Source organism: Anabaena sp. CCY 9910, assembly GCF_963920875.1.
Classification (GTDB): Bacteria; Cyanobacteriota; Cyanobacteriia; order Cyanobacteriales; family Nostocaceae; genus Trichormus; species Trichormus variabilis.
In genome coordinates this window covers 22064-47351 of sequence record NZ_CAWUDJ010000012.1, presented here as the reverse complement: position 1 = coordinate 47351, position 25288 = coordinate 22064, and the positions used below count along the sequence as shown (strand labels likewise).

The window sequence follows — 25288 nt, the reverse complement described above, 5'->3', positions numbered from 1 at the left end:
AGCCTTATGTTTATAAGCTGTGTCTAAAGGCTGAGTGAAAAAATAGATTGCCAACTTGATTTTACGTTTAGTAGTGCAGAGATTACAATCACCAACAAACATCTTAATGTGGTTAAGTTAATTTATGTGGTGTGAGAGACTTAACCTCCCTGTTTAACTTTTACTGTCCGAATCTAAATGATGTTGTCTGTACCTTTGTGTCTCTGTTGTTAAGTAAAAGAGCTTTAAACGACAGGGCTACTATTTGATTGATCAATTATACGTAGGCAATGCCCGCCAACGGATATGGTGGGTATTGCCCAACCTACAGATACTTACGCACGAAAACGGAAGATTAAGGGTATAAATGTTTGAAAGCTTCACACCCGAATGGCACTAAGAAAACATGAAACTCCTGCTGTAACTGGGTATAGGGGTATAGGGGTGTAAGGGTGATGAGAAGAACAGTATTTATGAGGTATCTTGATTTAATTATTAGATGTTTTCCTTACCCCCTTACACCCTGAAAGGCTTATACCTTAAAGATTTGCGCTTATCTTAGTGCCATTCGCCTCACATCCTTATACCCTTACGCCATTTATTCTGGACTGTAGAGACGTTGTATGCAACGTCTCTACATCATTTATTGGTGCAACTTCATAGAGAATTGGTATTACACCCTTACACCCAGTCTCAACAGAAAATCTGGGTGCGTAAGTCTTAAATCAAATCGAATGTTTATAGACATATTAAAACTTCGTATAAATGATTTAGGTTTTCAACAATATAAAACATACTAAATATGTTTTTATTGATTAATCTTTTCTATTTATAAAATAGCTATTGTATTGTTAATTACAAATTAATAATTAGTAGAAGTTTTTATTGCACATTTAAATATTTCATCTATGCAATATAGTGAAATAGCCAGGGAATATACATTATAAAACCCTTATCTTTGCTAGCGACAATATTTTTATCAATTTGTTGCAATTACTTTTGACAACTATTGAAAAAATCCTTAAGCTAATAGATAGGTCTCACCAAATAGCCGGACAACAGCAATTTTGTTAGGTAAATTAAAAATCGCTGTTGTAGCGTATCAATATGAACAAATCAATTCACCTCAATCATTGACTATAAATAATAGCCTCACCCAATTTGTTGATAGCAGGGCTGATACTGGAGTGACCGGACTTCGCTTCGCAAATCTGATAAACAAATTCTGGTCATACGTGAATGCCTATTTTTATGTGAGTAATGTCAATCATTGAAGTTTAGCTGCGGTGCAGTAGATATGTCTAGGAGAGTGCAATGTTTGATTTTCTTACATCTTTGAACGACCACAATTTACCTTATCCAGATACGATACATCCCATCGTTGTTCACTTCGTAATTGCGATGGTATTGTTTGCGTTTGCTTGTGATGTGATTGGTTATTTAACTGGTAAAACTCGCCTATTTGAAGTGAGTTGGTGGAATATGTTTGTGGCAACGATCGCCATTTTTGTGGCGATTATTTTTGGTCAGTTTGAAGCTGGTTTAGCAAAACCTTACGAAGTAGTTAAATCAGTCTTGAATCTACATACCTTACTTGGCTGGTCACTTTCGGGAATTATCGCCGCCCTAACAGCATGGCGCTACGTCATTCGTCTCCGCAACCCCCTAAAAATCCCCTTTCATTACTTGGTTGCAGGATTGGTGTTAACCATAATAGTTGGCTTGCAGGTATATCTCGGTGATCAACTGGTGTGGATATATGGACTGCACACCGTACCAGTTGTTGAAGCGGTAAAGGAAGGACTTCTGCCATGAACTCAGAATTAATTGACCAATTAAACGTCCAACTAGGGGCAAATGGGCTACCTTACACAATCCCCATTCATCCAAACTTAGTGCATTTAACCTTGGGTTTGTTCATCATCGGCATTACTTTTGATATCGTTGCCGTACTATTCCCTTGGGACAAATGGGTTTTCAAGTTTTTGGCGATTACTGTAGAACGGGAAAACTTATTTGATGTGGGCTGGTACAACATGGTTGGCTCCACCATCATCACATTTTTCACAGTAGCTGCTGGCTTTTATGAAATGTTTCTCGCTGCACCAGCACCCGAAATCAAAAGTACCTGGGGATTACAAGCCATGCAAACAATGCTTTGGCATGGCGTAGGTGGAGTATTCCTTTTAGGTCTCATTGCTGTCATGACCCTATGGCGGGCATGGCAACGCTATGTCTGGTCTGTGGGAGAAGTTACACAAGTGCAGTGGAGTTATTTAGCCGCAGGTGTAGCCATCATGTTTATCATGTATCTCCACGGCACATTAGGAGCGCAGTTAGCGGCTGAATTTGGCATACACAACACAGCAGATAGCTTATTGCGATTAGGCGAAGACCTTAACACCATCCTCAAGTAATTCTAGAGTCTTTGACCACTAACCATGACAATCCGTAAATTTTTCAACCTTGTGACATTGGTAATAGGCGCGATCGCTGTGACTATTACTAGTTTAGGGATAGGTAAACTAGCTTACACCTGGCTACCACCCCAAGCGGCGGCTGAGTCCGTCTTAATTGATGATTTGTTCAGTTTCTTGGTAACTCTCGGTGCATTCATCTTCCTTGGTGTTACCTGCACTCTGTTCTATTCCTTACTATTCCATCGGGCAGCTGAAAACGACTACAGCGATGGCCCCCACATTGAAGGTAACATCACCTTAGAAGTAGTTTGGACAGCTATTCCCATCCTCTTAGTAGTTTGGATTGCCACCTATAGCTACCAAATCTATGAACAAATGGGCATTCAAGGGCCGACAGCATTAGTACACCTGCATAACCCAATGGGGATGGAATCAGCTTATGCAGCGACCAACGATGGTTTAGCTGAACCGGAAGAACAGATTGATGTTCTAGCTAAACAGTGGGCGTGGGTATTCCACTATCCCGAAAAGGATGTTACCAGCACCGAGTTACATTTACCAAGCGATCGCCGGGTAAAATTGGCGCTGCATTCTGAAGATGTACTCCACGGCTTTTATATTCCCGCCTTCCGCCTCAAGCAAGACATCATCCCCAACCACAACATCGACTTTGAATTTACCCCCATCCGCAAAGGTAAATATCACCTCACCGACTCTCAATATAGCGGCACATACTTCGCCACCATGCAGGCCAATGTAGTTGTGGAATCTCCCGAAGAGTATCACAAATGGCTGGCCAAAATAGCCAGCCACAAACCCGGCACTGCCTACAACCAAGCATCTGCCGAATATGCACAAAGCATCACTCAGCAAGTCAAAACAGGTTGGAAAACCGTAGCACCAGCCCCCGCACCTGTAGTTAATTACCCTGGTTGAAAACCCCCACACCCTTACACCCCCACACCCTTACACCCCTACACCCCCACACCCCCACACCCCTAAAACAAAACTTCACCCATGACAAACATCCCCATAGACGGCGTTCAACTCCCTGCGGGGAAGCCTCACCACCCATCTCCCGGAGGCTGGAAGGAATATTTCAGCTTTAGCCATGACCACAAGGTAATTGGTATCCAATACCTTGTAACCTCCTTTATCTTCTTTCTCGTGGGCGGTATCTTCGCCATGATACTGCGAGGAGAACTCATCACCCCCGAATCAGACCTCATCGACCGCACCGTATATAACGGAATGTTCACCATGCACGGCACTGTGATGCTGTTCTTGTGGACATTCCCCTCACTCGTTGGGCTAGCTAACTACCTAGTACCCTTGATGATTGGGGCGCGGGATATGGCATTTCCTCGCCTCAACGCCGCCGCCTTCTGGATGGTTCCCGTAGTCGGGATTCTCTTGATGGCTAGTTTCTTTGTCCCTGGTGGCCCAGCCCAATCTGGTTGGTGGGCTTATCCCCCAGTCAGTCTCCAGAATCCCACAGGTAAGTTAATTAATGGTCAAGTAATTTGGCTATTGGCTGTTGCTATTTCCGGTGTGTCCTCAATTATGGGGGCAGTTAACTTTGTGACCACCATCGTTAAGATGCGTGCGCCAGGAATGGGCTTCTTTCGGATGCCTTTGTTTGTTTGGGCAGTATTTAGCGCTCAAATTATCCAATTATTTGGCTTACCAGCCCTGACAGCAGGTGCGGTGATGCTGTTATTAGACATTACGGTGGGGACTAGCTTTTTTGACCCCAGCAAGGGCGGAAATCCCGTGATGTTTCAACATTACTTCTGGTTCTATTCCCACCCGGCTGTTTACGTCATCATTTTGCCCATCTTCGGTATCTTCTCAGAAATCTTTCCTGTCTACTCTCGTAAACCATTATTTGGTTACAAGGTAGTGGCAATTTCTTCGATGTTAATTGCCGTAGTTAGCGCCATTGTTTGGGTACACCATTTGTATGTCAGTGGTACACCTGCTTGGATGCGGATGTTTTTCATGCTGACAACGATGTTAGTATCTGTTCCCACAGGTATTAAGGTATTTGCTTGGGTTGCAACTATCTGGGGCGGAAAAATTCGACTCAACACCCCCATGTTGTTCGCCTTGGGTGGACTAATTTTATTTGTGTTCGCCGGTATTGTCGGCATTATGCTTTCTTCTGTACCCGTGGATGTCCACGTCAACAACACTTATTTTGTCGTTGGACACTTCCACTACGTCCTCTTCGGAACTGTGACGATGGGTATGTATGCAGCCCTCTATCACTGGTTCCCCAAAATGACCGGCAGAATGTACTACGAAGGCTGGGGTAAACTACACTTCTGGTTGACATTCATCGGTACTAACCTCAACTTCTTCCCCATGCACCCCTTAGGTTTACAAGGGATGCTACGCCGAGTTTCTTCCTATGCACCAGAATATGAAGGCTGGAATATCGTTGCCAGTCTTGGTGCATTCTTGTTAGGTATGTCTACTTTACCCTTCATCTTCAATATGGTGGTTTCTTGGATGCACGGTGAGAAAGCACCAGATAATCCTTGGCGCGCTATTGGTTTGGAGTGGTTGGTGGCTTCTCCTCCACCTGTAGAGAACTTTGAAGAAATCCCCGTTGTGATTTCTGAACCTTATGGTTACGGCAAATCAGAACCATTGACGGCGGAAAGGGGTATGGGGGTATAGGGGTATAGGGGTATAGGGGAAAGACTAAAAGTAAATTCTTCCTTCACCCCCCTACACCCTTACATCCTCACCCCCCTACACCCCTATTTCTCTAATGAGCGAATCAGAAATAATAAGAGCTTACTGACTGATTCGCATTGATGGAAAACAGGATTAATAATGTCCGATGGAGCTAGTTCAACACGAAGCGACAATAATAAATGTGTTTCTAGCTCTTTTAAAGAACCTTGGGCAATGTACAAAAACTGCATATACTCCCCTCGCGTTCTTCTTCCGTAGCCTTCCGCAATATTAGCTGGGATTGATGCAGCAGATCGCCGAATTTGTGAAATCATTCCGTAGGTTTCTTCTTTGGGAAATGCTTTTGTTGCTTTGTAGCAAGATTCTGCAAGATTCATTCCCTCTTGCCAAACCTTCAAATCTCGATATGACTGCATCAAAGGCTCTTTCATTAAATGAATTTTGATTTGTTATATCTCAAGTTCAATGAAATTGCCTAGCTTTTCTCAAGTCTTTACACCCCTACACCCCTACACCCCTATGAATAGTTCTTTATCTCATAACGCTGGTCATGAACACAGTCATGATGAAGAAGGCAATAAAATGTTCGGCTTTATTGTCTTTTTACTATCTGAAAGTGTCATTTTCTTGAGCTTTTTCGCCGGATATATCGTCTACAAAACAACTACTCCTAACTGGCTACCTGTTGGCGTGGAGGGGTTAGAAGTTAAAGACCCGGCAATTAATACAGTGGTGTTAGTTGCTAGTAGTTTTGTGATTTATTTTGCGGAACTTGCCTTAAAACGCGAAAATTTGCGGTTATTCCGCATCTTTTTGTCAGCAACAATGGCGATGGGTAGCTACTTTTTGGTAGGACAAGCCATTGAATGGAGTCATTTGGAGTTTGGCTTTACCTCCGGCGTATACGGAGGAATGTTCTACCTGTTAACAGGGTTCCACGGTTTGCACGTTTTTACAGGGATCTTGTTACAGTTTATTATTCTTGTGCGATCGCTCATTCCTGGTAACTACGATACAGGTCACTTCGGCGTAAACGCAACTTCTTTGTTTTGGCACTTCGTCGATGTCATCTGGATTATTTTGTTTATCCTCATCTACATCTGGCAGTAGCACCAAACTCAATCCCTACCAGTACTTACAAAAATTAACCAATTTAGCAGAGCCACCCAATACACTGGCTCTGCTTTATGCTTGTCTTGCATATCAAGGGTTTGATTCATCTGCAAAAAATCTTGCCATCATTAGGGTTTTTTAGGGGATTTATAGTACAATTGTACTTATTAGATTTTAAGCCTGGGCGATCGCCTACTAAAAAAACCCTACTGTGAGATCATTACTATGATGACACCAATGCAGGGTGTAGCTGCAACACCAATTGATTCACACCAGTTTGAGCCATACACTAAAGAAAATTCTGAAGCAAACGCAGATTTTTCCTTTCAAACCCTTGCTGATGTCACCAAGGCAATTTTACATCACGCTTTTTGGTTAGCTGAACAGAAACAAAATCTTTCTTTAAAAGAGTATAAAAAACTACTTTGCAATCAAGGTTGGCAAGGAGAAGAAAAGAAATACCTCAAGATTGCTGCCACCTTTGGCAAGTTTGCACCGCAAGACTTTGATCAAGTTGAGCCGAGAACCATATATCAGTTAGCAGAAAGAAGTAAACAGTATCAAAAAGTTATCGATAGACTATTAGATTTAAGTGTAATTAATCAAGAAACTGTACGCACATTAATTCAAAAACAGCGTACCCCCAGAGCGGCTAGACCGCAAAAACCCAGTATTTGGCGACGATTAAAGAATGGTGGTAGATACTGCCAAATTCCCCCTATTCACGAAGCCTCAGAACAAACTGGGACAACACTCCAAAAAATGATGGATGAGGAAGGATTAAGCGCCCAGCAGATCGTAGCAGAAGCGATCGCTCTCCGCCAAGCCTATAAAGAAGGTCAACTGAAAATTTCCTGAAAACAGATTAAGTGCTGAATGGGCTAACGCGCCGCACTCAGCACTTACTACTTATTTACTAGGATTTGCTGGTACTGGTTGAGTCTCAAAAGTAGGGTTGAACTGTGTTCCAGGTTGTTGATTTGGTAAAGTTGATGGAGGAGTAAATCCGCTAATGCGATCGCTTCCATCAATACAAGTATCCAGAGCCACATTAGGCGCTAGAGCGATTTCACTACGCAACCCGACAACACACTGAGCAAAACGCACAGGTAATAAACTGCGACCGCAGTAGTTCAATACATCTGGATTAACCGCTCCTTCAGTATTTTTACTTACAGCGACTACACAAGTAGCTACATCCTTTGGCTGTCTAGCCCGTCTACAGCCAGAAAGCGCATCTACAGCAGGTATCTGCGTCTTTTTGCTAATATCAACCACACAAGCAGATAAATCTGTTGGACGTAATGCCGTAGCACAGCCTTCGGCTGCTGCTTGTGCAGTCACACCCACACTGATGAGTCTACCCGTACAGGCACGATAATCATTACTGTAAGAAGCAGTAACAGCCACACTGGGGATACTCATTCCCAAAAGCCCAGCTATGGCCAGAACTGGTGTTGTCAACCCCATGAGACGAGTTTTGAGAGCTAATTTGTGTTCTTCCGACCCAAAAACCTGTTTTCTGCACATTGCCGTTCTCCAAACACCCAAAGTTATGCTAACTCAAATGTGCAGCGAATCTTCGGACAATCAGGTAAAACAGCAAATATAAAGTAAAATTTTGCTGATCTGACCAATGATTTTTGCATTTGTGATTTCCAGGTACTTATAATAGTATGTCTGGGTAAAATTAAACAGGATTAAATTAAGGAAACTCATGTCCCGATATCGAGGGCCACGTCTTAGAATTGTACGTCGCTTGGGCGATTTGCCAGGATTAACTCGTAAGAGCGCTAGACGCGCTTATCCACCAGGTCAGCATGGTCAGAACCGCAAAAAGCGCTCTGAGTATGCTATCCGTCTAGAAGAAAAGCAAAAACTGCGTTTAAACTACGGTTTGACTGAAAAGCAACTGTTACGCTATGTGCGTCGCGCTAGACGTGTAACTGGTTCTACCGGACAAGTGCTGCTGCAACTGTTAGAAATGCGCTTGGATAATACGGTTTTTCGTTTGGGTATGGCTCCCACAATTCCAGCCGCTCGTCAGCTGGTAAATCATGGTCATGTCACAGTTAACGGTCGTGTAGTCAACATTGCCAGCTACCAATGCCGTCCTGGCGAAGAAATCGCTGTCAGAGACAAAGCACCATCACGGAAATTGGTAGAAAATAACCTACAATATCCGGGTTTAGCTAACCTCCCCAGCCATTTAGAGTTTGATAAAAACAAGTTGGTTGGTAAAGTTAATGGTGTCATTGAACGTGAATGGGTGGCGCTGCAAGTTAACGAACTGCTAGTTGTGGAATACTACTCCCGACAAGCGTAACGAACTCCCGCCGCCAACTGCCTTAGCAGCACGGCGCGGGCTTCTCCGATTTATTTATCACTGGCATATTTTTATCTTGAGGTCTTCATCAGCAACGGCCTCAAAATATTTACAGGGCGTTTGCCTACCTGATGATGAAAATAATGCCGCTTATTGGCAATTGTGTGATCATCCTTTGCCAATTTAGCGGCTTGTATAGAAAATCCTCATAAAGTAATAGCAATTCAAAATTCAAACTACCCTACGGGAAGGCTTCTCTACGAGACGTTACCGCGTAGCTTGCTTCCCCGGAGGGGTACGCCAACAAAATTCAAAATTAAGAATCAAGACAGGACAAGGGTTTGGGGCTGTATATCTGTCGCATTCTTTTTTCAAATTGGTATAAATTATCTTAATATTTCTGCACCAAGAGCGATAGCTCATCAGCTACCTTGGGTGGAACACTATCATCTGCATGATGTTTTTATCTACAGATATTTTTTAACAAGTACAGCATGGTGTAGATAAACATGATGTATTCATTTTGAATTTTTGTGGTGCAGCTTTTCCTGAAGATATTCCACTTTGCGATACTAGTGTTACGACGGCATTTTTTGAGGGAAAGATATATCTAGCTAATTTCCCAGAAACTACCAAACCCTGAAAATTACTTTGGGCTATATATGTGAGTAAAAAAAATCCTATGGAAAAAGCTGTGCAGTGGCTGATTAGTAGAAAAAGGTTATTCAGTAGCCAGCTTGTTGTTGTAACTGCGATCGCCTATATATTTAGTATCGGTTGTCATAATAATATCTCTAGTAACAATCAATCTCTTGTAAACAAAACCTCATCCCAGAAAGCCACAGACGATATTAGGGTAGTAAGAAGGACGAGGGAAAGACAAGGTACAGTTTACGATAATACCTCTTTATCATCTGCCAATAAAAATGATTTACCTAAACTAAAAATCGGTGTACTATCTACCCAAAATTTCACAGAACAACAGCAAATCATCAAACCCCTGAATGATTACTTAGAAACATCCCTGGAACGACAAGTCGATTTTTTCATAGCTAAAGATCACGAAGAAATTATAGAATGGTTGACTCAAGACAAACTAGACCTTGCTTATTTAGGTTCTGTAGCTTATCTTGAGGCAGTAGATAGGGGTGCAGAAATTCAACCATTAGTGACTTCCATCGACAAACATACGGGCCAACCTTGGTATCGCGCTTGTATTATTGTCAAAGCTGATAGTTCTATCAAAACCTTAAAAGACCTCAAAGGCAAGCGCGTTGCTTTTGTAGATAAATCATCTACCTCTGGATATCTCATGCCACTAGCAGCGCTTAGTAAACAAAGTATTGATCCTCAAAAGGACTTTAGAACCGTCATCTATGTGGGCAACCATAGCAAAAGTATAGCAGCATTAGAAAATGGCTCTGTCGATGCAGCTGCAACTAATGTTTCTTCTTACATCACCTTCAAAAACAGTCGTAAGCTCACACTACAAAACTATAGATTAATTTGGGAATCTGCACCCATCCCTAATTTTCCCATAGTAATATCCCAAAAATTGGCACCAGAATTGATTCAACAGCTAAAGCAAGTTTTTATTAGTACCCCAGAAGGGATGAAAGATATTTTAGGAGCTGAATCAGCCGGTTATACTCTTGTCAGCCCAGACCACTATGCTCCTATTCAACAACTCCGTCAAGAACTCAACTTAATATCCATCCCGAAAAAATGAAAATCTCCACCAAGCTTCTCACAGGTTCTACTATATCTGTCGGACTGGTAGTGGCTATTCTTATCGGCAATACTGTAGTTGTGCAGCAAATTAGGCAGAATGTCCGCGAAAAAAGTTACCAAACTACTCAAACTATAAAGGCCGTTTTAGAAACAAACAATACCTTAAAGTCGGAAATAATTGTCCTCAAAGATATTGTTTTATTCAAAACTAAAAGCACAAGTACAGAAATACTGCACGCCGAGTTTCTTGATTCCTTAAATCAAGTAGAACAGTTAATGCCAAACTCACCAGAAATTGCTCTAATTCGTCGGCGGCATCAATTGCTTGACAATATGGCAGTACAACTAACCCAACGTAGTGCTAGTCCCACATATCTAGAAGATTCTCAGCAGTATTTTAGAGCAATTAATTCTTTTAATCAAGATATTCAGTTATTTCTGGAACAGATAATTCAACGTGCTTATCAAGAGCGAATTTTATTAGAGCAAGACTTACAAAACCTCTACCAAGTACAGAGAATCATCTCTATAGTGGTTGTGGCAATAATTTTAATGCTATTGATTGGGAAATTTATCCTCATTTGGCAACCAACAATCAAATCTATACAAAATTTACAGTTAGGTACGGCAGAAATTGCAGCAGGTAACTTCGATTATCGCTTAAACATCCACACAGGTGATGAAATTGAAGACCTAGCACAATCATTTAATGATATGGCAGGTAAGTTATCCCAATCGCGGGAAACCTTGATGAAAAATACTGAGTTAACTAACATGAATCAGCGTTTGGAATTAGAAATTGCCGAACGCAAACAAGCTGAATTAGAATTGCAAAAAGCTTTACAGGAACTACAGCAAACTCAAGCCCAACTGATTCAAACTGAGAAAATGTCTAGCTTAGGTCAGCTAGTAGCTGGAGTAGCTCATGAAATTAATAATCCAGTTAGTTTTATCTATGGCAATATTACTCATGCCAATGAATATACAGAAAAACTTTTAGAATTAATCCATCTCTATCAACAAGAGTTAAGCAATCCGAGTGCAGTAATTCAAGAAAAAATTGCAGAAATAGACCTAGAATTCTTACAAGAAGACCTTCCTAAAATCCTCAGTTCAATGAAAATGGGGTCTCAGCGAATTCAACAAATTGTTTTATCCTTACGCAATTTTTCTCGACTGGATGAAGCAGAGATGAAAGAGGTAGATATTCATGAAGGAATCGAAAGTACTCTGCTGATTTTACAGAATCGATTTAAGGCTAAATCGCAATCTTATAATATTAAAATTATTAGGGAATATGGACAGCTACCTTTAGTGGAGTGCCATGCAGGACAGTTAAATCAGGTATTTATGAATATTATTAATAATGCCGTTGATGCTTTAGAAGGGTCAGTGGTTAGTGGTCAGTGGTCAATTGTAAATGGTAAAACAACGAATAATGAACGACTGACAACTAACGGCCCCCAAATTACAATTCGTACTGAAATAAATCATAATAACCGGGTGGTAATTAGAATCGCTGATAACGGCCCAGGTATTACTCAACAGGTGATGCCAAAGCTGTTTGACCCGTTTTTCACAACCAAGCCTGTTGGTCAAGGTACGGGTTTGGGTTTATCAATTAGTTACCAAATTGTGGTTGAAAAACATTCTGGAGTCCTACGGTGTGAGTCTGAAATAGGCAAAGGAACAGAATTTTGGATTGAAATTCCTTTACGTCAGGTACAACCTGAGAAATTAGAACACGGTTTCAGTGCAATGCTAACTAGAGAAGTTTAAAACTTTCTCCCCAAGGAGAATGGGTTCATAATTATGAATACTGTTAACACTACAGCCTGTACATTTTAAAAACTGCCCTTGGATGAAGAAATTCCCAGAGCAGTCATAAATCAATTCAGGTTTCAAATTTGATAATTTAAACCTCTTCTGGTTCCAGTTGAGCTACTGTAACCGCATTGACAGCAAAGGCAAATACCAACGGCATAGGACACCGCAGTACAAAGGTGGAAACAACCGCTAAGACTGTGCTAACTACGGCTGATATAGACCATAACCTTTCATCAAATGTTAATCCTTTTTCGGCTTTAATCCCTCTAAGGACGTGATTAGGAATTGGTTCGGGCATGACGCAGCCAGGAGGGAAAGCCCAATAGTGGTTTCTCCTTTCTTCAAATAATTCTGTCCAGCCGTTTTCTTGGCACCATGCTTCGATCCATTCAATAGAGTAGTGTGTCATAATTGCTGTTACTTATTCGGCTTGTTGAATTTGTTGACGTGGTAAAAATAAAGCTTGAGAGAATATATAGCTAGCTAACAGTTCATTAAGGAATTACGATTAAGAGTACTTATAGGAGCTGATTAAGCATCAGAAACATATAATAGTATTCATGCTCATTTCATTGCCTAACGCTCACCTTAATTAATAGACTAACAGTCAATTTTTCCTGGTAAACATAAAAGACAATAAACTTTACCTACGAAAAAACAAAGTAAACAAATGTAAATTGAATAGCAAGCATATACCTCCTCACTGTAAGCAATCAACTCTGGTTTGTCGAAACTCATTGCCTCATCACTAATAAAAATATTTATATCGCAAAAATCGCCATCAAAAATCAAGAATTGTAAATCAAAAAATCATTGATTCAGTTGAGCATTGACTCAATATTTTATATATCTTCTTCCAGTCCTAATTTAGCTAGTACCTCAGGTTATATCTGGTTAACTATCTGTCAGCTTTTAGTCATAAATTTCTGGATATAGGCGGCTAACATCGGCCTTTTGTGACAAAATGTTAAGCAGTAGGTGATTCAAAACAGCTAGAAAATGGGGGAAGAGCTGCAAGTGGTCATAAAAAATGCCGTAGTTGTAAATGCAATCATCAAAAAGTTTTACTGGCAAGCAATAACTTTAATTTTGGGGATAGTTGTACTTTGCTTTCCCTACCCAGCTATAGCCGACTGGACTCATCCTCTATCATTTAGTAATGCCGAATTATCTAGGCACAACTTTGCTGGTGAAAGTTTGCAAGCTGCTGAGTTTTCTAACGCCAATCTGGAAATGACTAACTTTGTCGGTGCTGACTTACGTGGTGCAGTCTTAAGTGCTTCCGTGATGACACAAGCAAATCTCCAGGGAGCAGATTTAACGAATGCGATGGTTGATCAGGTAAACTTAACAGGGGCTAATTTAAGTGATGTCGTTCTTAAAGAAGCTCTTTTACTCCGTGCCATATTCGCTAACGTGAACATAGAAGGCGCAGATTTTACGGATGCAATTTTGGATAAAGCACAAATTAAAGAACTTTGTACCAAAGCTAGCGGAGTAAATACAAAAACTGGTGTAAAAACTCGTGATTCTTTGGGATGTCAATGAAGCGTGTAGGTGTAATTGGTGGCGGACAGCTGGCCTGGATGATGGGAGGCGCAGCGAATAAATTAGGGGTTGAATTGATAGTGCAGACTCCTAGCAGTAATGATCCTGCCGTATCTATTGCTCAGGATATTATTTTGGCAAATATTGATGATGCTTATGCTACAGAGATTTTAGCTCAGAAGAGTGATGTTATCACATTTGAAAACGAATTCGTCAATCTAGAGGCTTTATCTTTATTAGAAAATCAAGGTGTTTGTTTCCATCCAAAGTTAGACGCTTTATCACCTCTATTAGATAAATATCATCAACGTTGTTATTTAAAAGATTTAGGTTTACCTGTTCCTCAATTTTTTGCACTAGAAAACCAAGAAAATCTGATATCCAAAATAGATGGTTTGGGTTTTCCCTTAGTGTTGAAATCTCGCCGCCACGGTTATGACGGACAAGGTACGTTTATCATTCATGATTTAGCGACGTTAGAAGAGAAAATAGACTTAAATAACAAGACCAACACTACATATTTAATAGAAGAATTTATCCCCTTTGAACGGGAACTAGCTGTAATTGCTGCCCGTTCTGTAGATGGAGAAATTGTCATCTATCCTGTAGTGGAAACACAGCAAGTACAACAAGTATGTAGACGAGTCATAGCACCTGCTCATATTACACCCAATCAAGCCGCAGCAGCAGAAGCGATCGCCTCTACACTATTAAATAGTCTAGAAGTGGTTGGTGTGTTTGGGATCGAGTTATTTCTCACCGCCGATGGTCGAGTCTTAGTCAATGAAATCGCCCCCCGTACCCACAACTCTGGTCATTTTTCTTTGGATGCGTGTGCAACCTCCCAATTTGAGCAACACCTGAGAGCTGTTTGTGGACTACCGTTAGGAAACCCATCATTGCAATGCGCTGGTGCAGTTATGGTCAACCTATTAGGCTATGAAAACTCCCAAAGTGATTACCAAAGCCAGCGCCAACAACTAGCTGCCATTCCCCAAGCTCACGTTCATTGGTACGGCAAAACAGAATCTCGCCCAGGGCGCAAACTCGGACACGTCACAGTTTTGTTAAATAATCATGACCAAACCACCGCCCAGGCGATTGCTCAAACCATAGAATCCATCTGGTATCCCAGTTAGGAAAGCAAAGAGAGAAATTTTTGCATTTTGAATTGGTAGAACCTGTTTTTGAAAGCTATAATGAGTGAGTTGCACTGCGACGTTGGTGACTGCCATCAAGTTTTTTGATCTATGTCTTTAAGAAAAAGGGAACCAAACGTCTCTCGTGGCAGTATACCGGGCGTGTACCCGGAAACTTTAAACGAGGAAAATCGGTACCCACCTGGTTTAACCAGGTCATAAACTTAGGTAAAACGGCGTTGCGGTGAACTCAAAATCTTTGGCTCCCAAAGTTTAGTTAAAACTCTGGGAGCTTTAATTATTTATTAGTAAAATTTATAAATAATATAGCTGTTGCCAGTGGTGTTAGGACATCAATAGATGATACAACCTAGACACAACAAGAATTTTCACCCAGTCCCCCCTTCGGGGTTCGCCAGTCTCTAGTCCCTAGCTATATAAGTAATTTTTAAGTAAAAATAAATAATCTTCTGGATGGCAGAATTTAAAGCTTGTCAACACAGACGCAACAAATTCAACCAACATTTAGAGCATTAGGGGCTACTTTTACCTGCTGATGAATATAGCATTCTGTATAACTTGATGCGAATTTGGCGATCGTTCAGAGTTAAGATCACAAACATCAAAGTTAAATTGTGGTTAAAGATACAAAACCTTGTCAAAACAACAACTTGCCAATCCTGTGTTTCCAGCCTCAGTATTTCGATTAGACAATGGTTTAACATTTATTCATCAAGAAATCCCCACTACGCCTGTAGTTGTGGCGGATGTTTGGGTGAGAGCTGGAGCAATTCGTGAGCCAGAACCTTGGTTTGGAATGGCACACTTTCTAGAACACATGATTTTTAAAGGCACGGCGACCTTACCCCCAGGAACTTTCGACCATCAAATTGAGAATAGAGGTGGAGTCAGTAATGCAGCTACCAGCTACGATTATGCTAATTACTCTTTGACTACAGCCGCGCCTTACTTGGGAGATACCCTACCTTACTTGGCAGATTTACTATTGAATGCGGCAATTCCAGATGATGAGTTTAGCCGAGAGCGAGATGTAGTGCTAGAAGAAATTCGGGCTTGCTATGATGATCCTGACTGGGTAGGATTTCAGTGTTTGTCGCAAAGCATCTACCAAGACCATCCTTATGGGCGTTCAGTTCTGGGTACTGAGGAAGAACTGATGCAGCAATCACCAGAGGCTATGCGCCGTTTTCATCGCGCTCACTACCAACCGGAAAATATGACAGTAGTGATTGCTGGAGGTATTGCCCAACAACCAGCCTGGGAACTGGTAAACAGTTCATTTGAGAATTTTTCTGAGCCTGTTGAATGTCCACAAATCAACCCCACACCGAAGCCAATAATTAAGGGAATTCAACGTCAAGAGTTGAGCTTACCACGCATAGAGCAAGCCCGATTGTTGATGGCATGGGTTGTACCAGGAGTAGAACAACTGCGTACAGCCTACGGCTTAGATTTGTTGTCAGTGGTATTAGCAGAAGGGCGGACTTCTCGCCTAGTCAGGGATTTGCGAGAAGAACTACAATTAGTCCAAGGAATTTGCAGTAATTTTTCTCTGCAATGTGAATCGAGCTTATTCACAGTTACTGCTTGGTTGGAACCGGAAAACCTAGAACAAGTCGAGGATTTAATTCTGAGTCATTTAAATGATATCCAAACCAGTGGTGTTAGCGAACAAGAAATAGCTCGTACCCGCAGACTTTTATGCAACGAGTACGCCTTCTCTACAGAAACCCCCAACCAGCTGACAGGGCTTTATGGCTACTACAACACCATCGCTCAAGCAGAATTAGCAGTCACATATCCACACCAAATTCAATCATTTGATACACAAGAACTGCAACAATTAGCTACACAGCATCTTTCTCCCCAGAATTACGCTGTTACCATCCTTAAACCTAATGAATAATGTCAGTGGTCAGTAGCCAGTAGTCCTTGGCTGCAAAGAAATCGACAACTGACAACTGACAACTGACAACTGATAACTGACAAATGACCCAAACTGTGAAACCATCCCTCGCTCAATCTCCTATTCATCGCACTGTACTGGACAATGGCATTGTCTTGCTGGTAGCAGAAAATCCAGCCGCAGATATTATTGCTGGGCGAATTTTTATCCGTGCTGGTAGTTGCTACGAAAAGCGAGAACAGGCGGGGTTAGCCCATTTGCTGGCTGCTTTGATGACTAAGGGATGTGAGGGACTTTCCAGTTTGGAAATAGCCGAACAAGTAGAATCTGTGGGTGCAAGTTTGAGTGCAGATACTTCTACTGATTACTTTCTTGTGTCATTGAAGACGGTAACATCGGATTTTCCCGAAATTTTAGCATTAGCGGGGCGGATATTGCGATCGCCTACATTCCCCGAAACTCAAATTGAACTAGAACGACGTTTAGCACTCCAAGATATTCGCTCCCAAAAAGAACAGCCTTTCACCCTGGCCTTTGAGCAAATGCGGCAGGTAATGTATCAAAATCATCCCTACGCCATGTCAGTATTAGGAGATGAGACAACCCTGAACAGCATCACCAGGGCAGATTTAGTAGAGTATCACCAAACTTATTTCCGTCCAGATAATTTAGTCATTAGTGTTGCTGGTCGCATCACCCTACAAGAAGTAGTAGCCTTAGTAGAACAAGTATTCGGTGATTGGCAAACACCAAGTGTAGCCCCAGCAGTAGTTAATTTACCAGAAATCTCAGTTAACCCCCAGCACCGCTTAAAGCCTGTACAAACACAGCAATCTATCGTCATGTTGGGTTATTTAGGCCCATCAGTAAGTTCTCCTGATTATGCCTCCCTCAAATTACTTTCTACTTATTTAGGTAACGGTCTTTCTAGCCGCTTGTTCGTAGAATTGCGAGAAAAGCGGGGGTTAGCCTATGAAGTCTCAGCATTCTACCCCACGAGACTTTATCCAGCATCATTTGTAGTCTACATGGGTACAGCGCCAGAAAATACCAGCATCGCCTTAGAAGGATTACGGACAGAAGTAGAGCTACTCTGTAGCAAAGAAGTATCTACAACCAACTTACAGGCTGCTAAAAACAAAATATTGGGACAATATGCCTTAGGTAAACAAACTAACGGACAAATTGCTCAAATCTACGGTTGGTATGAAATTTTGGGTTTAGGAATTGACTTTGACAGAGAATTTCAAGAACTAATTGCTGCTGTAACTGCTCAAGACGCTTTGAGGTCAGCGCAGCAGTATTTACAGCAACCATATGTGTCTTTAGTCGGGCAAGAAGAGGCAATTAATCGAGCAATTAATTAAGTAGATATTGAGCCGAGATGTAACTAGAAACCTGTAAGCTACAGTGACAAACATCTTGGCTGATTACCCTAAAAGATTTCTGAGTCCTTAGCCTTAATCCCTTCATTACTCACCACTCATTACCCAAAAAAGACTACTCAATTACCTCACACGGCAGTAATATTAGCATCAGAAGATTCTGAGAGCAATTTCTATGAAAGGCTGCTTGAGAGCAACTATCAGTTACTTAAAACCACAAAAGGCATTTTGCTATTTCAGCACAAGCAAGTTTTATTGGCTACTTATGTTATCCTCTACAACTATGTTTGTTGACTCGTTGGCTGTAGTAGCGATCGCCCCACCACAACAAATTGCCCAACAAGTTGTCATCAACCGGCCTACCCTCAAAATTGGTAGTCAAGGTGAACGTGTCTCGGAACTTCAAGCGGCGCTGAGGCTTTTGGGCTTTTACTCAGGTGCAATCGATGGAGTCTACAACGAGAATACGGCCAATGCTGTGTCTGGGTTCAAACAAGCAGCTGGCTTAACTCCAGATGGTATTGTCGATGCTATTACTTGGCAAAGGTTGTTTCCTAGTCAAGCAATAGGTACGCCAGTCACCTCTGTACCAAACTCAACACCCAATCCACCAGCCAGTTCAACCACTGGTTTCCCTGTCCCCACCCAACCTGTTACAACTCCCACCGTTAACCCCAGACCAACAACACCCAATCCACCAGCTAACACCAGACCTGAACCTAGACTAGCTAATCCTAGACCTACACCTCCCAGACCAACAACGCCAACCCCAAGGCAACAAACCCCTCAACGACCATCTTCCACCCCACGTTTCGGCCCTACACCATCTGCTCAACGAATTTCTGGTATACAATACACCTCTGAAGGCTGGCCGATTTTGCGTGTAGGAATGAAGAATTCCGAAGTTACCAAGCTACAGCAAAGATTGAGTCAGCTTGGTTTTTTAAAGGGTGGTGTAGATGGATACTTTGGGGTTCAGACTGAGGAAGCGCTCAAAGCTGCTCAAAAACGCTATGGTATAGAACCTGACGGCGTGGCTGGTGGTGCTACTTGGGAGGCGTTATTGCGGCGCTCATCTCCTCAAAGACGATAGACTCAAACAAGTTAGCAGTAGTGTCGTATTGAGCAGAGTTTTGAATCCTCAATGGCTATCTTGACTCGGCGTTGATTTCGTTCCTGACAACGAGAACAACGAAAATTAGTTTTATGTAATTCTTCTTCCAGTGATTGCTGATTTTTGCCAAACAACAACGAATGAAACACTTTTTATTGACGTGGCTGGCTACTGCGGTAGCTTTACTAATTACAGCCCATATTGTCCCTGGATTCATTGTTAAGAGTTTTGTCGCGGCTCTAGTGGCCGTAATAGTAATTGGGTTAGTCAATGCCTTAGTCAGACCAATTCTCAGCGTTTTGTCATTTCCCGTTACCTTACTGACTTTCGGCTTATTTACATTTGTCATCAATGCTTTAACCCTATGGTTAGCCAGCGCTCTCACACCTGGTTCTGGTTTCCAGATTAAAGGCTTTGTCGCTGCTTTCTTGGGATCAATTGTGTTGTCTATTGTTTCCAGCCTGATTAATTATCTTCTGCGAGCAGCCGAATCAAGGTAGTTAATGCCAGATGGATTTTGTGTTCGTAGTGAGCGATGAATTTGTCTGTGGAGTAATTTCTCACGGTGAGTGCTACTTACTACGAACTTTAGCTTGATGATACTTGAGCAACGGCGATCGCCACCACTCCTGGTTGTCCCGGTAGGCGAAAAATCCTTTTAGGAACCAACAACTTCACCCCCGACTCCTGCTTTTGATGGGCTGAAGCTGCAAGAATAGCCGCCGCCTCGGCAACACTAGGAGTTCCCACTTTTTCGGCAATCACTCCGCTAGGGTTGGGAACGGCGACTTTAGCCAGCATTTCTGCCGGGAAAGTTTTTAACGGTAATTGAAACAAGCGACAAAATTCCACTAAACCCAGTTCTGAAACTTTTGTGTTAATAGTGGCAATACCTGTAATTGTTTTTTGATCAAGTTGGTTTTCTAGAAAAATTTGGTTGATTGCTGCGGCAATTAAGTCATGAGAAATACCTGATTGACAACCAAGCCCTAGCCACAAATTTCCCTGAAGTAACGGTTGTTGAGTAATTTCAAGTTTTACCACTAAAATGCTATTAGGTAGAGCTTGAGACTTTTAATTTCTCAGTACTGAAAAAGTTGATATTCTATACTATTTTGGCGTTTACTAAGATACCCATAAACTGATAGTTATAATACTGTTCTCAGAAATGAAAAACTATATATTGAGCATATCTAGCACAGTAGGAAACGCCGGGGGGAGGACGAGGTAAAAGTAGAAAGTATATTTACTTCTTAAGTTTTGCTTTTTTGATATCTTTAAAGCAAAAATATTTTACCTGGTCTACTTCGGTGTTTCAATTTCTTCGTATTTTCGACGATAGCCACGTCAAAAAGTTTCCACCTAAATTTATATCTTTAGTTTGTCATTTCTGAGATGGTTTTTGATACCTCCTTACCTTAGTATTTAATTAAATAACGTTATTTTTACTTCCTGTCAAGATGTATATCAAGAGTTTTGAACAATAAGTAAATTTAAGTCATAATTCCCTAAAAATTTTGAATTTTGAATTTTGAATTTTGAATTTTGAATTGATTCATTACTCCTGCGCCCCAGCCTGCTTGAGAATCTGGACTATACTCCTAAAATTGACATCAGCGCCAGCCGCTAACAAAACCCGCGCCACTTCTACATTACCTTTAATGGCTGCTGCCATTAAAGCCGTACTACCATCTTCATTGGTAGCATTAACAGCAGCACCTCTAGAAATTAACAGCTGCACAATATCAACTTGATTAGCACTAGCCGCTAACATCAAAGCCGTCAAACCATAGCGTTTTCTGGCTAAATTAACATTAGCCCCCGCATCTAAAAGCGATCGCACAATTTCCGTATACCCTAGATTAGCAGCAAACATCAGCGCTGTAGTTCCGTCGCGATCGCATACATCCACCCCAACACCAGCAGCCAGTAGCGCACCCAATCCCTTGATATCGCCACTCTTCGCCACCTTTAGCAGCAAAACATCGTTGTTAGTCATTAGTTATTTAGTCAAAAGTCAACAGTCAATATTATTTTCTCAGCAAGTTGCTCAACGCCCCGCTACCACTCTAAGTTGCTCCTCTTGGGTTAAGCGCAGCTATGCTCACAGTGCTCAACAATCATCTTCACACTCTGTGGCCTCAATCACCTAACTTAGAGTTATGCTAATTTTTATTAAGATTTAAGGATTGGGGAAAACACGATGAATCTGGAATTGTCTGCCTCGACTAAATATTGGCTAAACTTCTTTCACCCATTGATGATGTGGGTATTATTAGCTTTATCCCTCTATGCGGCTTACTTGGGACTACAGCTACAGCGTACCAGGAATGCTCAAGGGGAACAAAAGAAAGAACTGATTAAAGGTAGATACAATGTCAGACACTACCAAATAGGATCGATACTTTTAGCTTTGATGGTAGCAGGTGCGATTGGTGGTATGGCTGTTACTTACATTAATAACGGTAAATTGTTTGTCGGACCCCACCTACTAGCGGGCTTAGGTATGACAGGTTTAATTGCATTTTCCGCAGCTCTATCTCCTTATATGCAGAAAGGAGCAAACTGGGCGCGGGTAAGTCATATTTTAATCAACTTTGTGATTTTAGGACTCTTTACTTGGCAGGCTATCACTGGTGTGCAGATTGTCCAAAGAATCCTGACTCAAGCTTAGGGACTTCCAGATAAAAAAATATCCAAAATTTAGGGTGCGTCAGTTTGGGAAAACCTAACTATACCCAAAAGTTATTCGTACTGACGCACCCTACCAACCCGCCAACCTGGGATAATTTATTTTTTGGTCTTCTCTTAGTCATTAGTCATCGGTTATTGACTATTGACTATTGACTATTAACTTACCGCTTTTTCTGACAATTACCAGGAAAAGGAACTCCAACAGATTGGTGAAAATCTTCTTGAACTTTGCGAGTTAGGCGGCGGGAAACTTGGCGAACAATTTGGTTGAGTAAGCGATCGCCTGTAGACTGAATTAAAGATTTAGGCAAACGCTGAATAAACCGGGGAAAGTGGAGACAAACGGTTAAATCTAATTCCCATTCAACTTTTGTAACGGTGTGTTCACCAAAATCTTCTCTTAATTGCAGCGCAGCTCGATAATCTACATCATAACCAGGTGGTTGATAATCAGGAATGGGAATTGTCCGGATGCAATAAATACCCTCTTGTGGAGGTAACAATTCCAAACCAATCTTTGGTTCAACTTCATAACCAAAAGAGCCAAAACGACCAATAGTTAGAGCATAACCATGTTCTCCTAGAGGTTGCACTTTCATCGGTTCGGCACAGCGTGTAAACCAAGAAGCGTGACAATTCAGATACTCAGCAACTTTTTGTGCTGGAGCATACATTTCCATCGAGTCGCTATAGCGACCGTAAAATTTACTTAGTGTACCAGCACTCAATCCTGTGTCTGCATCCTCAGTTTCTGGGAAATTGGGAACAACAGGCACAGTTGTTTCTGTGATATCCAAAGATTGATATTCGCCGTTTGTTGAAAGCATCAATGCGTTCCCCTCTAATTTGGCGTTTGTCTGTATTAATAATTCCCAGGCTGTATGGGTGGTTTAGCACTAAATTCCTATTTTGACCGAAACCTTATGAATCTGTCATGAACTTCATGGAATCACTACAATATACAGAGCAGTTATACATTAGTTACCCAGGATAGCGTTAATCATGAAAGCATTTGTAGCAGGGGCAACAGGTGAAACAGGTCGCCGCATCGTCCAAGAGTTGATAGCGCGAAATATTCCTGTACGTGCTTTGGTACGAGATGAACAAACAGCTAGAGCTATTTTGCCTCCTGATACAGAATTAGTGGTGGGTGACGTGTTAAACCCAGCTAGTCTAACTGCGGCCTTGGGTGATAGTACAGTGGTGTTGTGTGCGACTGGCGCAAAACCAAGTTTTGACCCTACCGGGCCTTATAAAGTAGATTTTGAAGGCACTAAAAATTTAGTGGATGTGGCAAAAGCCAAGGGAATTGAAAATTTTGTCCTAGTAACTTCTTTGTGTGTATCCCAATTTTTCCATCCATTGAACTTATTTTGGCTAATTCTGGTATGGAAAAAACAAGCGGAAGAGTATCTGCAAAAAAGCGGACTTACTTATACGATAGTTCGTCCCGGTGGTTTGAAGAATGAGGATAACTCAGATGCGATCGTTATGCAAAGTGCTGATACTTTATTTGATGGTAGTATTCCTCGACAAAAAGTAGCTCAAGTCTGCGTCGAGTCATTGTTTGAGTCAGACGCACGTAATAAAATAGTTGAGATTGTCGCTAAACCAGAAGCTAGTTCCAAAACTTTTACAGAATTATTTCAACAGTGTTAGTTAATAGTCCATAGTCTAAAGCCAATGACTAATGACCATTTTTGAACTTTACCGGAATTAGTGCGTCTATTTTTGTTGTTAGATTAAAGAGCGAATTTGCAAGGAGTGAGAATCTGAAAGGCTTTGAACTCAAAGGGGCAGAAAAATTCATTGGCCCTATAGCCGCACTTCTCGGCTTTGTGTATTTATTTCAATGGTATATATTTGGAGAATTGCGATCGCCTTCTGATCCCATCTTTGGAAATAACTTACCACCTTTGGTAATGAAAGGCGGTGATCCCCATATTCGCGCTTTAATGCGAACCATCTCCGCGAGTGAAGCCAATGGAAACCGTCCGTATTCTTTGTTATACGGTGGAAAACAGGTAACTGATCTGAGTAAGCATCCTGAAATATGCGTCACTATCGTCACAGGCCCAAACACAGGTAATTGTTCCACTGCGGCGGGAAGGTATCAAATCATTAATACTACTTGGTTTGAAATAGCCCCCCGCTATCACCCCAAACCATCACAAATGATGTTTTGGTCTTCCTATAGTTTTGAACCAGAATATCAAGATTTGGTCGTTTACCGTTGGCTAAATGATTCGCGGGTTTGGGGGGTGGATATTTCTCAACTATTGCGCCAAGGCAAAATCAATGACGTTTTGCGGCGACTCTCCCCCACTTGGACAAGTTTAGGTTATGGCATAGAGACAAATTCTATTAGTCGTTCTCTGCCTAGAATTTATCAGAAAATGTTGCAAGAAGAATTAACAACGACTAGTCAATAGTCATTGGTCATCACTCGGAACTGACTTGGTAAAAAATACCTTAAGTTGCTGCACAAATTCTAAGGTATTCTCAAGGTGAACATTATGTGCAGCATTACTAATGATTTTTAGTTGAGATGATGGGGCTATCTTTGTCATCTTGATGTTGATGTCTATAAATTTTTCGTCATGTTCACCAACAAGTAAAAGTAAAGGAATTTGATTCTTTTGCAGTTTTTCCCATAAAGATGGCTGGCTACCAGTTCCCATAAATTGTAATGATTTAACTAACTCATGGGGATGGTTTTGCAATCTACTTTCTACCATCCTCTCAAACCATGAATGATTTTTTATATTGCCAAAAATAGGCTGATTATACCAATTGAGTAAAAATGCTGTAAAATCAGTTTTTGCTAAACTTCTCCCCAATTTCCTCGCTATTTGGGCATCGCGTTTAACTCTATCTAATCGTTCTGCTTCTGTGGCTAAACCTGGGGAGGCTGACTCTAAGACTACTTGATAAAAACGTTCGGGAAAATGTAGGGCTAGATATAAACCTAATCTTCCACCCATTGAATAGCCGACTAAAAAACATTTACTGATTTCTAATTTATCTAGTAAATTAATTAAGCCTTGCGCTGTATTTGCCATTGAGTAATATTCGTCTCCACCAAACACTTGAGTTTTACCATGTCCAGGTAAGTCAAGTTTAAGATAAGAAAAATCATCACCCAGTAAGTCGATAGCTGCGTCAAATTCCTCAACATTCCCCATGAAACCGTGGAGTAAAAGAATCACAGGTTTATCAGTATTGCTAGTTAGGGAATAATTAAATTGGTAATTCTCTATAGTCATATGTTAAAAGAAAAGCGATCGATGGTTTATTTACAGTCTATTTTCTGTTGAGATGTTACCACTGAAAAAGTTATGCGATCGCTTCCCTGATTTTCCATAAGCATCAAGCTACA

Annotated in this window: 25 protein-coding genes, 1 other RNA gene and 1 pseudogene; 20 read left to right on the top strand and 7 right to left on the bottom strand. The window is 41.4% G+C overall.

Annotated features, from left to right (window positions below; all coding sequences use genetic code 11):
* Positions 1-1293 precede the first annotated feature (1293 nt).
* The 4 genes from ACM5QX_RS11700 to ctaD all read left to right on the top strand — a co-directional run bounded on the left by ACM5QX_RS11700 (position 1294) and on the right by ctaD (position 5084).
* Positions 1294-1794 carry a DUF2231 domain-containing protein gene (locus ACM5QX_RS11700; RefSeq protein ID WP_011320975.1) on the top strand — a complete coding sequence of 167 codons (501 nt, stop codon included), beginning with the start codon at positions 1294-1296 and terminating at the stop codon, positions 1792-1794.
* Positions 1791-2396 (top strand): DUF2231 domain-containing protein, encoded by a 606-nt coding sequence (locus ACM5QX_RS11695; RefSeq protein ID WP_011320976.1) that lies wholly within the window; start codon positions 1791-1793, stop codon positions 2394-2396. The genes ACM5QX_RS11700 and ACM5QX_RS11695 overlap by 4 nt, the downstream gene beginning before the upstream one ends.
* Before the next feature lie 24 nt (positions 2397-2420).
* On the top strand, positions 2421-3335 hold the full coding sequence (locus ACM5QX_RS11690; protein WP_414753650.1) for a cytochrome c oxidase subunit II: 915 nt from the start codon (positions 2421-2423) through the stop codon (positions 3333-3335).
* Positions 3336-3416: 81 nt separating this feature from the next.
* Positions 3417-5084 carry a cytochrome c oxidase subunit I gene (gene ctaD, locus ACM5QX_RS11685; protein WP_414753649.1) on the top strand — a complete coding sequence of 556 codons (1668 nt, stop codon included), beginning with the start codon at positions 3417-3419 and terminating at the stop codon, positions 5082-5084.
* 83 nt (positions 5085-5167) lie between these two features.
* On the opposite strand, the gene ACM5QX_RS11680 is transcribed toward ctaD, so the two are convergent.
* Positions 5168-5536 carry a four helix bundle protein gene (locus tag ACM5QX_RS11680; RefSeq protein WP_414753648.1) on the bottom strand — a complete coding sequence of 123 codons (369 nt, stop codon included), beginning with the start codon at positions 5534-5536 and terminating at the stop codon, positions 5168-5170.
* Positions 5537-5624: 88 nt separating this feature from the next.
* Here ACM5QX_RS11680 and ACM5QX_RS11675 point away from each other — a divergent pair, with 88 nt between their 5' ends.
* Together ACM5QX_RS11675 and ACM5QX_RS11670 are read left to right on the top strand one after the other, a co-directional pair.
* Positions 5625-6215 carry a cytochrome c oxidase subunit 3 gene (locus ACM5QX_RS11675; protein ID WP_414753646.1) on the top strand — a complete coding sequence of 197 codons (591 nt, stop codon included), beginning with the start codon at positions 5625-5627 and terminating at the stop codon, positions 6213-6215.
* Between the two features lie 228 nt (positions 6216-6443).
* Entirely contained in the window at positions 6444-7076 is a 633-nt protein-coding gene (locus ACM5QX_RS11670; protein ID WP_414753645.1) for a hypothetical protein, read from the top strand.
* A gap of 51 nt (positions 7077-7127) precedes the next feature.
* On the opposite strand, the gene ACM5QX_RS11665 is transcribed toward ACM5QX_RS11670, so the two are convergent.
* The gene (locus tag ACM5QX_RS11665; RefSeq protein ID WP_011320981.1) at positions 7128-7748 is read right to left on the bottom strand and encodes a hypothetical protein; all 621 of its coding nucleotides are present in this window, start codon (positions 7746-7748) and stop codon (positions 7128-7130) included.
* A gap of 187 nt (positions 7749-7935) precedes the next feature.
* On the opposite strand from ACM5QX_RS11665, the gene rpsD reads away from it, so the two are divergent.
* The 4 genes from rpsD to ACM5QX_RS11645 all read left to right on the top strand — a co-directional run bounded on the left by rpsD (position 7936) and on the right by ACM5QX_RS11645 (position 12054).
* Positions 7936-8544, top strand: a complete 609-nt coding sequence (rpsD, locus tag ACM5QX_RS11660) for a 30S ribosomal protein S4 (protein ID WP_011320982.1) — start codon at positions 7936-7938, stop codon at positions 8542-8544.
* The gene (locus ACM5QX_RS11655) at positions 8516-8731 is read left to right on the top strand and encodes a hypothetical protein (protein WP_414753643.1); all 216 of its coding nucleotides are present in this window, start codon (positions 8516-8518) and stop codon (positions 8729-8731) included. Before rpsD ends, ACM5QX_RS11655 begins: the two co-directional genes overlap by 29 nt.
* Positions 8732-9226: 495 nt before the next feature.
* Positions 9227-10273: a phosphate/phosphite/phosphonate ABC transporter substrate-binding protein gene (phnD, locus tag ACM5QX_RS11650; protein WP_414753641.1), complete on the top strand. Its 1047-nt coding sequence runs from the start codon at positions 9227-9229 to the stop codon at positions 10271-10273.
* Positions 10270-12054, top strand: a complete 1785-nt coding sequence (locus ACM5QX_RS11645; RefSeq protein ID WP_414753640.1) for an ATP-binding protein — start codon at positions 10270-10272, stop codon at positions 12052-12054. The genes phnD and ACM5QX_RS11645 overlap by 4 nt, the downstream gene beginning before the upstream one ends.
* Before the next feature lie 136 nt (positions 12055-12190).
* Here the strand turns inward: ACM5QX_RS11645 and ACM5QX_RS11640 are convergent, their stop codons facing one another.
* Positions 12191-12511: a hypothetical protein gene (locus ACM5QX_RS11640; protein WP_011320985.1), complete on the bottom strand. Its 321-nt coding sequence runs from the start codon at positions 12509-12511 to the stop codon at positions 12191-12193.
* A gap of 590 nt (positions 12512-13101) precedes the next feature.
* On the opposite strand from ACM5QX_RS11640, the gene ACM5QX_RS11635 reads away from it, so the two are divergent.
* From ACM5QX_RS11635 to ACM5QX_RS11605, 7 genes are all read left to right on the top strand, one after another.
* Positions 13102-13650, top strand: coding sequence for a pentapeptide repeat-containing protein (locus ACM5QX_RS11635; protein ID WP_414753639.1), 549 nt, complete (start codon positions 13102-13104; stop codon positions 13648-13650).
* Positions 13647-14789 carry a 5-(carboxyamino)imidazole ribonucleotide synthase gene (locus tag ACM5QX_RS11630; protein ID WP_414753638.1) on the top strand — a complete coding sequence of 381 codons (1143 nt, stop codon included), beginning with the start codon at positions 13647-13649 and terminating at the stop codon, positions 14787-14789. Before ACM5QX_RS11635 ends, ACM5QX_RS11630 begins: the two co-directional genes overlap by 4 nt.
* 68 nt (positions 14790-14857) lie before the next feature.
* Positions 14858-15041, top strand: a non-coding RNA gene (ssrS, locus tag ACM5QX_RS11625) — 6S RNA.
* 430 nt (positions 15042-15471) lie between these two features.
* A complete protein-coding gene (locus tag ACM5QX_RS11620; RefSeq protein ID WP_414753723.1) occupies positions 15472-16716 on the top strand; it encodes a M16 family metallopeptidase in 1245 nt (414 codons plus the stop codon).
* An 83-nt stretch (positions 16717-16799) separates the two neighbouring features.
* Positions 16800-18083: a M16 family metallopeptidase gene (locus tag ACM5QX_RS11615; protein WP_414753637.1), complete on the top strand. Its 1284-nt coding sequence runs from the start codon at positions 16800-16802 to the stop codon at positions 18081-18083.
* Between the two features lie 193 nt (positions 18084-18276).
* Positions 18277-19194 carry a peptidoglycan-binding domain-containing protein gene (locus tag ACM5QX_RS11610; RefSeq protein WP_414753636.1) on the top strand — a complete coding sequence of 306 codons (918 nt, stop codon included), beginning with the start codon at positions 18277-18279 and terminating at the stop codon, positions 19192-19194.
* 161 nt (positions 19195-19355) lie between these two features.
* Entirely contained in the window at positions 19356-19715 is a 360-nt protein-coding gene (locus ACM5QX_RS11605) for a phage holin family protein (RefSeq protein ID WP_414753635.1), read from the top strand.
* A gap of 88 nt (positions 19716-19803) precedes the next feature.
* Here ACM5QX_RS11605 and ACM5QX_RS11600 read toward each other — a convergent pair whose 3' ends face one another.
* Both ACM5QX_RS11600 and ACM5QX_RS11595 read right to left on the bottom strand, forming a co-directional pair.
* On the bottom strand, positions 19804-20259 hold the full coding sequence (locus ACM5QX_RS11600; RefSeq protein ID WP_414753634.1) for a cobalamin biosynthesis protein: 456 nt from the start codon (positions 20257-20259) through the stop codon (positions 19804-19806).
* A gap of 562 nt (positions 20260-20821) precedes the next feature.
* Positions 20822-21214: pseudogene (locus ACM5QX_RS11595) on the bottom strand (ankyrin repeat domain-containing protein); the annotation flags it as partial.
* 204 nt (positions 21215-21418) lie between these two features.
* Here ACM5QX_RS11595 and ACM5QX_RS11590 point away from each other — a divergent pair.
* Positions 21419-21889, top strand: a complete 471-nt coding sequence (locus tag ACM5QX_RS11590; protein WP_190567957.1) for a DUF4079 domain-containing protein — start codon at positions 21419-21421, stop codon at positions 21887-21889.
* Positions 21890-22070: 181 nt separating this feature from the next.
* Here ACM5QX_RS11590 and ACM5QX_RS11585 read toward each other — a convergent pair whose 3' ends face one another.
* Entirely contained in the window at positions 22071-22736 is a 666-nt protein-coding gene (locus ACM5QX_RS11585; RefSeq protein WP_011320994.1) for a DUF1997 domain-containing protein, read from the bottom strand.
* A 175-nt stretch (positions 22737-22911) separates the two neighbouring features.
* Between ACM5QX_RS11585 and ACM5QX_RS11580 the strand changes: the two genes are divergently transcribed.
* Together ACM5QX_RS11580 and ACM5QX_RS11575 are read left to right on the top strand one after the other, a co-directional pair.
* Entirely contained in the window at positions 22912-23568 is a 657-nt protein-coding gene (locus tag ACM5QX_RS11580) for an SDR family oxidoreductase (protein WP_414753633.1), read from the top strand.
* A 149-nt stretch (positions 23569-23717) separates the two neighbouring features.
* Positions 23718-24341, top strand: coding sequence for a glycoside hydrolase family protein (locus tag ACM5QX_RS11575; protein WP_224311589.1), 624 nt, complete (start codon positions 23718-23720; stop codon positions 24339-24341).
* Here the strand turns inward: ACM5QX_RS11575 and menH are convergent, their stop codons facing one another.
* Positions 24342-25175, bottom strand: a complete 834-nt coding sequence (menH, locus tag ACM5QX_RS11570; protein ID WP_414753632.1) for a 2-succinyl-6-hydroxy-2,4-cyclohexadiene-1-carboxylate synthase — start codon at positions 25173-25175, stop codon at positions 24342-24344.
* Positions 25176-25288 lie beyond the last annotated feature (113 nt).

Bases quoted from the DNA above. Each gene is read 5' to 3' on its own strand.
- ACM5QX_RS11700 (WP_011320975.1), top strand. From the start codon at position 1,294: ATGTTTGATTTTCTTACATCTTTGAACGACCACAATTTACCTTATCCA.
- ACM5QX_RS11695 (WP_011320976.1), top strand. From the start codon at position 1,791: ATGAACTCAGAATTAATTGACCAATTAAACGTCCAACTAGGGGCAAAT.
- ACM5QX_RS11690 (WP_414753650.1), top strand. From the start codon at position 2,421: ATGACAATCCGTAAATTTTTCAACCTTGTGACATTGGTAATAGGCGCG.
- ctaD (WP_414753649.1), top strand. From the start codon at position 3,417: ATGACAAACATCCCCATAGACGGCGTTCAACTCCCTGCGGGGAAGCCT.
- ACM5QX_RS11680 (WP_414753648.1), bottom strand. From the start codon at position 5,536: ATGAAAGAGCCTTTGATGCAGTCATATCGAGATTTGAAGGTTTGGCAA.
- ACM5QX_RS11675 (WP_414753646.1), top strand. From the start codon at position 5,625: ATGAATAGTTCTTTATCTCATAACGCTGGTCATGAACACAGTCATGAT.
- ACM5QX_RS11670 (WP_414753645.1), top strand. From the start codon at position 6,444: ATGATGACACCAATGCAGGGTGTAGCTGCAACACCAATTGATTCACAC.
- ACM5QX_RS11665 (WP_011320981.1), bottom strand. From the start codon at position 7,748: ATGTGCAGAAAACAGGTTTTTGGGTCGGAAGAACACAAATTAGCTCTC.
- rpsD (WP_011320982.1), top strand. From the start codon at position 7,936: ATGTCCCGATATCGAGGGCCACGTCTTAGAATTGTACGTCGCTTGGGC.
- phnD (WP_414753641.1), top strand. From the start codon at position 9,227: ATGGAAAAAGCTGTGCAGTGGCTGATTAGTAGAAAAAGGTTATTCAGT.
- ACM5QX_RS11645 (WP_414753640.1), top strand. From the start codon at position 10,270: ATGAAAATCTCCACCAAGCTTCTCACAGGTTCTACTATATCTGTCGGA.
- ACM5QX_RS11640 (WP_011320985.1), bottom strand. From the start codon at position 12,511: ATGACACACTACTCTATTGAATGGATCGAAGCATGGTGCCAAGAAAAC.
- ACM5QX_RS11635 (WP_414753639.1), top strand. From the start codon at position 13,102: ATGGGGGAAGAGCTGCAAGTGGTCATAAAAAATGCCGTAGTTGTAAAT.
- ACM5QX_RS11630 (WP_414753638.1), top strand. From the start codon at position 13,647: ATGAAGCGTGTAGGTGTAATTGGTGGCGGACAGCTGGCCTGGATGATG.
- ACM5QX_RS11615 (WP_414753637.1), top strand. From the start codon at position 16,800: ATGACCCAAACTGTGAAACCATCCCTCGCTCAATCTCCTATTCATCGC.
- ACM5QX_RS11610 (WP_414753636.1), top strand. From the start codon at position 18,277: ATGAAAGGCTGCTTGAGAGCAACTATCAGTTACTTAAAACCACAAAAG.
- ACM5QX_RS11605 (WP_414753635.1), top strand. From the start codon at position 19,356: ATGAAACACTTTTTATTGACGTGGCTGGCTACTGCGGTAGCTTTACTA.
- ACM5QX_RS11590 (WP_190567957.1), top strand. From the start codon at position 21,419: ATGAATCTGGAATTGTCTGCCTCGACTAAATATTGGCTAAACTTCTTT.
- ACM5QX_RS11585 (WP_011320994.1), bottom strand. From the start codon at position 22,736: ATGCTTTCAACAAACGGCGAATATCAATCTTTGGATATCACAGAAACA.
- ACM5QX_RS11580 (WP_414753633.1), top strand. From the start codon at position 22,912: ATGAAAGCATTTGTAGCAGGGGCAACAGGTGAAACAGGTCGCCGCATC.
- menH (WP_414753632.1), bottom strand. From the start codon at position 25,175: ATGACTATAGAGAATTACCAATTTAATTATTCCCTAACTAGCAATACT.